The sequence below is a fragment of the Holdemanella sp. genome (assembly GCF_056804935.1).
In genome coordinates this window covers 1-8,952 of the sequence record NZ_DBMEXE010000038.1, presented here as the reverse complement: position 1 = coordinate 8,952, position 8,952 = coordinate 1, and the positions used below count along the sequence as shown (strand labels likewise).

The following is an 8,952-nucleotide window of genomic DNA, read 5'->3' as shown; positions in this document are numbered from 1 at the left end:
CTTTCGCTTTAACACATGTAAAACAATGTAGTATGCGCTCATATAGCCATATCCAAGCATCGTATAGATTTCGTCTATACTTTCATCGTGTATGCCATAGTATAAGGATAAAACAATGGAAGAATTGGGTTTCAACTTTAAATAGTTGTAGAGTCTAGACTTGAATGATGTTGATTTGTGGATGATTTCTACAGAATTTGTCTTAAACCTGATGTTCTTATTTTCATTGTATCGAGTAAAACTAAATAAAGTAAAATTATCATCTGTATGAATAGGCTCTATGTGTTTGACTTTAACTTCATCTTGGAAGCTTAAATCTAAATCTGTTTGAATAAGAATTTTAGAACCTCTATTTTTACCTATATAGTACCCTTTCTTTATTTCTGTAATTTTATATGTATCCTGTTGTTGAACTTCTTTTGGATATACAAGGATACAGCTTAATAGGCTAAATAAAATAAATAGAATCCGAATTCTTTTGTCTTTAAACCGATAGTATAGATAGACAAGAAAGAAAAGTGTAAAACAGAGTATACAAAGTATTTCTTTTAAGATTAGACAGGCCAAAAAGCCAAGTGAAAGTATCAACATCATAAGCAGATCTTGTCCTTAATCTTATTAAACATGGCTGGACCAATGCCTTTGACATTTTGGATTTGTTCTAAAGATTGAAATGTGTTACTTTTGCGATACTCCATGATTCTTTGGGCAATGGCCGGGCCAATGCCTGGAAGTGTTTGTAGTTCTTCTAATGTTGCACTATTAATAGAAATGAGTTTTACATCTTGTTTTTCTGGAATCACCACTACATCTTTATCTTGTAGGATATAGTTAAAACTGATTCTAGATGTATCACTGTTTTCTAATAGACCTCCACTCATTTGAATTAAACTTGAAATAGAGCTGTTTCGCTTTAAAGTATAAACACCCGGATTTTGAATGGCCCCCTTGATTTCCACTTGCATCAATGTGGGCTTGGCTTCTTGTAAGGTAATGGGTGTATACCGGTTAAAGCAGGTAAAGGTAAAGAAAACAAAGAGACAAAAAAAGAGAAGAGTTCGTTTCATAAATATCACCCTTCTCTTATACGTAATTTTTTGATGTTTTTCTATTTAATTTCAAGAATTTTTACATCATATGGTTCTTCAACACGTCTTACAGTACATACATCTCCAACTTTGTGGTCCATGATGACTTCTGCAAGTGGTGTTGTGTTTGAAAGCTTACCATTGAATGGATCCGCTTCAATTGTACCCACGATATTGAATGTTACTTCTTGGTTGTCTGATAAATCTAAGATTTTAACAGTAGATCCCAATTTTACAACATTCTTTGTCTTTTTATCTTCCGCATTATCGGCTTCACTAATGATTTCAGCATTTTTGATCATTGCCTCTAATTCACGAATACGACCTTCAACTTGAGCCTGGTGTTCTCTGGCTGCATCGTAGTCGGCGTTTTCAGACAAGTCACCTTGTGCACGCGCTTCCTGCAACTCAACGATAACTTCCTGACGAACTTTATGAACTAGGTTTTCATGTTCATTGACTAAATCATTATAACCTTCTTGGGTAACGTAAAATTTTTCATTTGCCATGTGGTATCACTCCTTGTATTTAGCACAAAAAATTATAACATAATCCTTAAATTATGCAAAACATTGTTACAGATTTAAGCCTAATTTTTCGCATTCTTCTAAATGTTCTTCGTACGTTTTTGTGTAATGCACTTTACCATCCACTTTGTTGTATATATCAGCCGCAAAGAATAGATAATCTGTTTTTTCTGGATTCAATACGGCTTTAATGGCTTCATCCCCTGGATTTAGAATTGGTCCAATTGGTAAGCCTTCATGTAAGTACGTATTGTATGGTGAATCGACTTCTGGATTGGTTTCACAATCTTTTGGATCGTTGAAATCATCATATAATGCATAACATACCGTTACACTCGATTGTAGTTTCATACCTTGATCTAAACGATTGTAGAAAACACCGGCAATTTTAGCCATATCACCAGGTTCACTCGCTTCAAATTGAACGACACTAGCCAAACTGATAATTTGATGGATGGATAAGTCGCTTTTATCAAATGCCTTTTTATTCTCTTTATACATCACATCAAAACGATCCAACAGAACGCGTGTAATATCATCAAGAGAGTCATTTTTTTCCAAGAAATATGTGTCTGGGAATAAATAGCCTTCTAATTTCACTTTATAGTTGGAATTATTTAAATCATCTACATTTAAGAAAGAATAATCCTTTGCGAGCGTTTGAATATAAGAAATATCATTCCATTGATTTAAAATTTCTTCTGAAGAATACTTTCCATCATATAAATTTGATATTTCAGCCGCAATTTCTTTGGCCCATTTGCCTTCCGGTATTTTTAAGACAAGAGCATCTTTCTTTAGTTTTGTACTATCTTGAATGGTAGACAAAATATCTTTTACACTCATGCCATTATCCAATTCAAAAGTACCTGCCACAAAGTTTGTGTTATGACTTACCTTGGCATAAAGCTTGGCAACACTCGCATTTGCGATCAGATTCTCTTTTTTCAAATTCTCTAAAACTGAATCAATTGATTCATTGTTTTCAATGGTAAACACTACTTCCTTATCCCCGTTGCCCGTACTTGATAGTCCTGTCTTTACGACAAAAATCGAACCAAGACCAGCGATAATTAAAATGAATACAACGACTAATAGGACAACTCTTACAGAATTGACTTTTCGCCTAGTCGGCATTTTCCTCGTCCTCAACAAACGTGTTGATTACTTCTTCTACCATTTCCCATTCGGCTTCGCTTTCAATAGGAATCAACTGACCTTTGTCGTCATAGCGAGATGCGAATACTTCGCCCTCATCATTGTCTGGATCTTGGAAAACCACATATTGGCATCCCGTTTCATCACTGTCAAAAGTGAATAAGATGGTCATCTTTTTTTCATTTCCATCTTCATCATATACATATAAACTATTTGAATCTAACATAAATATACTTTTCCTTTCAAAAATAAAGGAGGATCTAGAATCCCCCGTTTTGTCTGTCCAAAAAACTCTGTAAAATTTGAACGGCAGCCATCTGATCAATTACTTTTTTACGTTTCTTTCTAGAAACATCCCCCTGTAGTAAGATTTTTTCGGCCGCAACCGTTGTTAGTCGCTCATCCCATAGATGAACTGTAATACCCGAAGACTCTAATTTCTTGGCAAATTCACAAGATATTTCACCACGAATTCCGATATCTCCATTCATGTGCTTTGGCAAGCCTAAAACTACTTCTTTGACTTTATTTTCTTTTAATAGCTTTAAAACTTCTTCTAAACAAGCATCATAATCATCCGATTCAAAACGCACAGTCGTTAAAGCTCGACACGTAATATGAAGCGCATCACAAATCGATACACCACATGTTTTTGAACCAAGATCTAAACCAATGATACGATCCATTATTTCTCTAAATACGCACGTACAAGTTCTTCAATGATTTCATAACGTTCAATCTTTTGGATCAAGTTACGAGCATTCTTGTGAGAAGAAATATACGCAGGGTCGTTACTAATCAAATAACCAGCAATCTGATTTTCTGAATTATAACCACGTTCTTCCAAAGCATCACTTACTTCACGAAGAATCATCTTGATATTTTCACGACGAATCTCTTCCGTAGTAAATGTCATTGTTTCGGTAATGTCTTTCATAATTTCACACTCCTTAACACGTTTTTATTATATATGAATCTAATTCAAAAAGAAAGCGATTTATCTAAAAGTGAGATGTTATATTCCTTTAAACAAATTCGTCTAAAAAGATTTGTGCACTTTCCTGCAAAAAAGACAAATCTATATCCCACATATTATACCTTTCTTTATGATATGCAAAAGAGGCACACAAAGTGCCTCCTTTGGATGAGCGTTGTCCCTGTATTGCTTTTTTTAAAGGGCCCAGGGTGACGATGGCGTCATCAGCGCTCCAAGGCTTCATTCGATGTCAACCAAATGTTCCTCGCCTTTATTGTATATATATCATACCACATAAACCTAAACACAATTTCAAACTTTTCAGTTTTAATAACATAATAAACCCCATACTTGACTATCAATTGCGTTTAAATCAGATTGCATATTTATACCCACAAGTCTTACTCACCCCAAATACAATACATACAATCACTTTTTTGTTGAATATCCTCTAAGATAAAGATCCATTTGGCACAAGATGTAAGATTTTGTTTTCGATTCTTTACTTCAATAATGGTCTCAATAGACATCTGTAGTAGTCTTCTTTCAAAATCTTCGTACGATTTATTTTGTACGTCTAATCCAAACATTTCATACATCACTGAAAATTCGTTATCTTTTACTACATTCAAATCCACTATAATCTTACGCATAGCTTAAGCCTCTTCAAATTGTGCATTATACAACTTCGTATAGAAACCATTACGTTTCATCAATTCATCATGGCTTCCCACTTCGACAATGTCACCATGATCCATAACGATAATATTATCCGCATCACGAATCGTAGATAGGCGGTGCGCAATCACAAAGCTTGTACGACCCTTCATTAACTCATCCATTCCCTTTTGAATCAAGACTTCTGTACGTGTATCCACACTGCTTGTCGCCTCATCTAAAATCAAGATTTTAGGATCTGCCAAGAAGGCACGGGCAATCGTTAATAATTGTCGTTGTCCTTGACTGATATTACTAGAAGCTTCATTTAGTATTGTATCATAGCCATGATCTAATGTACGAATAAAGTGATCAACATGCGCAGCTTTGGCAGCTTTCATGACCTCTTCATCAGTTGCGTTGGGTCTACCAAATCGTAAGTTTTCTAGAATGCTTCCCTCAAACAGCCAAGCATCTTGTAATACCATACCGACCATATTACGCAAACCACTTCTTGTATAGTCTGTAATATTATGGCCATCAATATAAATAGCGCCTGCATTTAATTCATAGAAACGCATCAATAATTTGACAATCGTTGTTTTACCTGCACCTGTAGGCCCTACAATAGCGGTTGTTTGGCCTGGCTTGATATACATCGAAAAATCGTTGATGACAATCTTACTTGGATCATATCCAAAACATACATTCTCAAAAGTTACTTGACCCTGCACATCTTCGAATACAACTGGACTTTGTACTTCAGCAACCTCTTCTTCACTTGCCAAGAATTCAAAGACACGCTCTGCAGCAGCTGCCGTACTCTGTAACATATTCATAGATTGTGAGATTTGTGAGATTGGTTGCGTAAAGTTACGTGTATACGTAATAAACGATTGAATATCACCCACCGCAATTTCACCATGAATCGTTAAATAACCGCCTAGAATACATACGCCAACATAGCCAATATTACCAATCAAGTTTGTCAATGGCATCATTAAACCAGACAAGAATTGGGATTTCCATGCACTTGTATACAATTGATTATTATAGTCTTTAAACGATTTTAAAGAATCTTCTTCCCCATTAAAAGCTTTCACAATTGTATGTGCTGCATACATCTCTTCAATATGTCCATTGACTAAACCCAAGGATTTTTGTTGCGCCTTAAAGTAGCGTTGACTCTTTTTCACAACTACCATCACTAGAATCATACTAAATGGAATCACAACAAGAGCCATTAATGTCATTTTCCAAGAAATACTTAACATCATCACTAGAAAGCCAATGATTTGTACAATGCTTGATACCATCGTGGATAAAGATTGGTTTAAAGATTGAACTAGGGTATCTACATCATTGGTAAAGCGAGACAAAATGTCTCCATGACTGTTTTTATCAAAGTAAGATAGTGGAAGCTTATCAATCTTTTGGTTCATTTCCTTACGAAGCTGATATCCCATTTTATTGGATACACCACTCATCAACCAGCCTTGAAGATACGAGAAGGCCGTACTCATGGCATAGATAGCTAATAATAAGGCACACGTCTTTTTGATCGCATCAAAATCAATGCCACCCTTGCCTTGTACTTTATTCATAAAGCCTTCGGCTATTTCTGTAATAATATTTCCTTGAATCTTAGGTCCAATGACCATAATACATACGGAGACAATGGCACAAACAATTCCAATTAGGAAAGTAAATTTAAAAGGTTTGATATAATTGAACAACTTTTTCATTGTACCTTTGAAATCTTTTGCCTTTTCGCCGCCACCACGCATACCACGGCCCATAGGACCTCTTGGACGATTGTTTTGTTTCTGATTAGACATTGGCAAGTTCCTCCTTTGTCAACTGGCTCGATGCGATTTGTTGATACACATCACAAGATTCCATCAATTCAGCATGTGTTCCTTTTCCAACCATTTTCCCTTCATCCAGCACAATGATTTGATCGGCATGTAAAATACTTGAAATACGTTGGGCGACAAGGAGTACTGTACTCTTCGTTTCTTTACAAGAAGCAGCTAAAGCTTCACGAAGTTTGGCATCCGTTTTAAAGTCTAATGCACTAAAGCTATCATCAAAAATATAGATTTCAGGCTTACGCACAATGGCACGCGCAATCGATAGTCTTTGTCTTTGTCCACCCGATACGTTTGTACCACCCTGACTGATTTCAGAGTGGATGCCTTCTGGTTTTTTAGAAACAAACTCCGTACTTTGAGAAATAGCTAAAGCAGACTCGATGTCTTTTGCATTGGCATCTTTCTTTGAATATAATAAGTTGGATTCAATATCTCCTGATAGTAACATACCTTTTTGTGGAACATAGCCAATGCGACTTCTTAAATCCGCTTGTTTGACATCTCGAATGTCTACACCATCCACACAAATAGATCCACTTGTCACATCATAGAAGCGTGGTACTAAGTTAATCAATGTCGACTTACCAGATCCTGTACTTCCAATAAAGGCAGTCGTTTCTCCTGGTTTTGTTTCAAAACTAATATGGCTTAAAACATCTTCATCGGCACCTGGATATCTAAAAGATACGTTTTTAAAGGATACAACACCTCGCATATTGGATGAGAAATCTTTCGTATTCTCTTTATCTTTTACTGTAATATCACTGCTTAATACTTCATGAATACGTAAAGCACTCACATTGGCACGGGGAAGCATAATCGCAACCATGGTAATCATTAAGAAGGCCATAATGACTTGCATCGCATACTGCATAAAGGCCATGATACTACCAACTTGAATGATGCCGGCATCCACTTGTTTCGATCCAAACCATAGAATCATAAGTGTGGTACCGTTCATTAAAAACATCATGATTGGCATCATAAACGCCATAGCTCGTGTTGTAAATAAAGAAACAGAAGTAATGTCTTTATTCGCTTTATCAAATTTAGCTTCTTCAAGATGCTCATTGTTGAACGCACGAATCACTAACATTCCATCTAATAATTCTCGTACAACACTATTCATCTTATCGATCATTTTCTGCATGATCTTAAATTTTGGCATAACAATCATAAAGATCGCAAATACAACGCTTAAAATAATCACGACACATAAAGCTAGAATCCAAGTCATATTCGCTCCAGACTCAATGACGTGTAGTATGGCTCCAACACCAATAATAGGTGCATACATGACAATTCTTAAAAACATTGCCACCGTCATCTGTAGTTGTTGAATATCATTTGTGGTACGTGTAATCAAACTGGATGTGCTAAATGTATTTAGATTTTCATTCGAGAAATGCGTCACTTTTTCAAATACGGCTTCACGCAAATCTTTAGAGAAGCCTGCCGCAATACGACTTGCCAAGAATCCGACTAATATCGCACATATAGCACTGCCTAAGGCATAGCCTAACATCTTAAGTCCTGAATAGATAATATAGTCTTGTTGGATCTTTTCCATATCCATACCTAGATCACTATATTCTTTCTTTAAAAATTGTGAGCTCATGCTTGTTACTGTCGAATCGCCGAGTTTAGAAATCTCGGATTTTGCAGCTTTTCTATATGTATCCATACCATTCATCATCAGTAGTTGAGGTATTTGTACATTGTTTTCTTTAGCTTCTTTACTTACTTCTACCATTGTCATTTGAAGTAGAGTCAAAGTGGAAGAAAGCTTTTCTTCCTTTTCTTCACTGATATCTTTTAATAGATATACATTCTCTGTTTTCAAAGCTGGAATTCTCTTTTTTTCTTCATTAGTTGCCTTACTTGGTGTAACCACCTTATAAGAAGATGTCATTAAATCTTTTTCGGAATCGGTTGCGAACATTACATACGAATTGAATGTACTTTCACGAACCTGTTCATACACACCACTTTCAATACCTCCGTTTTGAATACCTGTATTGACAATATCTTGCATATAATCCGGCATTGTCAGTTCGCATGTGGCTTGTCCAAACAACAAACCAAGGGCAAGGACAATGGATAGCCAATATGGCTTTAAATATTTCATAATCTTTGTCATTCTTTATTTTCCTCCATATAATGAGCTGTTTTCACTAAAATATCTCTTAAATGCGCACAGTCAGATGGCCCAAGATAATCTAAATATGAATAAACATTAGCTATATGGGAGTCCATACGCTTTTGAAACATGTCGATTGCCTCTGGAACAATTTGAATATAGACCGTTCTACGATCCGTATTCGAATGCACCCTTTGAAGCAGACCCTTCTTTTCAAATCCAGCAATCATCTGCGATACAGCTGCTGGAGATACACCGAGAATATTTGCCAGTTCACTCATTGTGATCTGATGATTCTCTGCTTTATAAATCGTTTTAAACAACATCACATCTTTGATTCTAGGCCCATCTTTACAATGACGGTTATTTCGAACAAAGTTCGTGACTTTATATGTTAGATCAAACAATAAATCTAGTACTTCATCTTGAACTTCCATAAGTAAATTTACCTCCTTCTATAATCTTTTAAACAGTTGGAGATAAACTCCTCTAAGAACCGTACGTGCAGTTTTCCCGCATACGGCTCCCCACT

Annotated in this window: 11 protein-coding genes; all 11 read right to left on the bottom strand. The window is 35.9% G+C overall.

Features of this window, described 5'->3' with window-relative positions:
- On the bottom strand, window positions 1–594 hold a 594-nt coding region (locus ACZQCL_RS03170), incomplete at its 3' end, for a hypothetical protein (protein WP_482481827.1).
- Complete coding sequence (locus ACZQCL_RS03165) at window positions 591–965, bottom strand: ComEA family DNA-binding protein (RefSeq protein ID WP_227991829.1); 375 nt, start codon at window positions 963–965, stop codon at window positions 591–593. The genes ACZQCL_RS03165 and ACZQCL_RS03170, both read right to left, overlap by 4 nt.
- 143 nt (window positions 966–1,108) lie before the next feature.
- A complete protein-coding gene (gene greA, locus ACZQCL_RS03160) occupies window positions 1,109–1,597 on the bottom strand; it encodes a transcription elongation factor GreA (RefSeq protein ID WP_227991775.1) in 489 nt (162 codons plus the stop codon).
- A gap of 66 nt (window positions 1,598–1,663) precedes the next feature.
- Entirely contained in the window at window positions 1,664–2,752 is a 1,089-nt protein-coding gene (gene mltG / locus ACZQCL_RS03155) for an endolytic transglycosylase MltG (RefSeq protein WP_482481826.1), read from the bottom strand.
- Entirely contained in the window at window positions 2,742–2,999 is a 258-nt protein-coding gene (locus ACZQCL_RS03150) for a DUF1292 domain-containing protein (protein WP_117573017.1), read from the bottom strand. The genes mltG and ACZQCL_RS03150 overlap by 11 nt, the downstream gene beginning before the upstream one ends.
- 34 nt (window positions 3,000–3,033) lie before the next feature.
- A complete protein-coding gene (gene ruvX / locus ACZQCL_RS03145; RefSeq protein ID WP_117926599.1) occupies window positions 3,034–3,459 on the bottom strand; it encodes a Holliday junction resolvase RuvX in 426 nt (141 codons plus the stop codon).
- Window positions 3,459–3,710 (bottom strand): IreB family regulatory phosphoprotein, encoded by a 252-nt coding sequence (locus ACZQCL_RS03140; RefSeq protein ID WP_117573013.1) that lies wholly within the window; start codon window positions 3,708–3,710, stop codon window positions 3,459–3,461. The genes ruvX and ACZQCL_RS03140 overlap by 1 nt, the downstream gene beginning before the upstream one ends.
- A 440-nt stretch (window positions 3,711–4,150) precedes the next feature.
- Window positions 4,151–4,402, bottom strand: a complete 252-nt coding sequence (locus ACZQCL_RS03135) for a hypothetical protein (protein ID WP_482481825.1) — start codon at window positions 4,400–4,402, stop codon at window positions 4,151–4,153.
- A 3-nt stretch (window positions 4,403–4,405) separates the two neighbouring features.
- Window positions 4,406–6,244, bottom strand: coding sequence for an ABC transporter ATP-binding protein (locus ACZQCL_RS03130; protein WP_482481824.1), 1,839 nt, complete (start codon window positions 6,242–6,244; stop codon window positions 4,406–4,408).
- Complete coding sequence (locus ACZQCL_RS03125) at window positions 6,237–8,420, bottom strand: ABC transporter ATP-binding protein (protein ID WP_482481823.1); 2,184 nt, start codon at window positions 8,418–8,420, stop codon at window positions 6,237–6,239. The genes ACZQCL_RS03130 and ACZQCL_RS03125 overlap by 8 nt, the downstream gene beginning before the upstream one ends.
- Window positions 8,417–8,857 (bottom strand): MarR family winged helix-turn-helix transcriptional regulator, encoded by a 441-nt coding sequence (locus ACZQCL_RS03120; protein ID WP_418582682.1) that lies wholly within the window; start codon window positions 8,855–8,857, stop codon window positions 8,417–8,419. The genes ACZQCL_RS03125 and ACZQCL_RS03120 overlap by 4 nt, the downstream gene beginning before the upstream one ends.
- Between the last annotated feature and the right edge of the window lie 95 nt (window positions 8,858–8,952).

Coding starts and splice junctions, on each gene's coding strand:
- ACZQCL_RS03165 (WP_227991829.1), bottom strand. CDS start 965: ATGCAAGTGGAAATCAAGGGGGCCATTCAAAATCCGGGTGTTTATACT.
- greA (WP_227991775.1), bottom strand. CDS start 1,597: ATGGCAAATGAAAAATTTTACGTTACCCAAGAAGGTTATAATGATTTA.
- mltG (WP_482481826.1), bottom strand. CDS start 2,752: ATGCCGACTAGGCGAAAAGTCAATTCTGTAAGAGTTGTCCTATTAGTC.
- ACZQCL_RS03150 (WP_117573017.1), bottom strand. CDS start 2,999: ATGTTAGATTCAAATAGTTTATATGTATATGATGAAGATGGAAATGAA.
- ruvX (WP_117926599.1), bottom strand. CDS start 3,459: ATGGATCGTATCATTGGTTTAGATCTTGGTTCAAAAACATGTGGTGTA.
- ACZQCL_RS03140 (WP_117573013.1), bottom strand. CDS start 3,710: ATGAAAGACATTACCGAAACAATGACATTTACTACGGAAGAGATTCGT.
- ACZQCL_RS03135 (WP_482481825.1), bottom strand. CDS start 4,402: ATGCGTAAGATTATAGTGGATTTGAATGTAGTAAAAGATAACGAATTT.
- ACZQCL_RS03130 (WP_482481824.1), bottom strand. CDS start 6,244: ATGTCTAATCAGAAACAAAACAATCGTCCAAGAGGTCCTATGGGCCGT.
- ACZQCL_RS03125 (WP_482481823.1), bottom strand. CDS start 8,420: ATGACAAAGATTATGAAATATTTAAAGCCATATTGGCTATCCATTGTC.
- ACZQCL_RS03120 (WP_418582682.1), bottom strand. CDS start 8,857: ATGGAAGTTCAAGATGAAGTACTAGATTTATTGTTTGATCTAACATAT.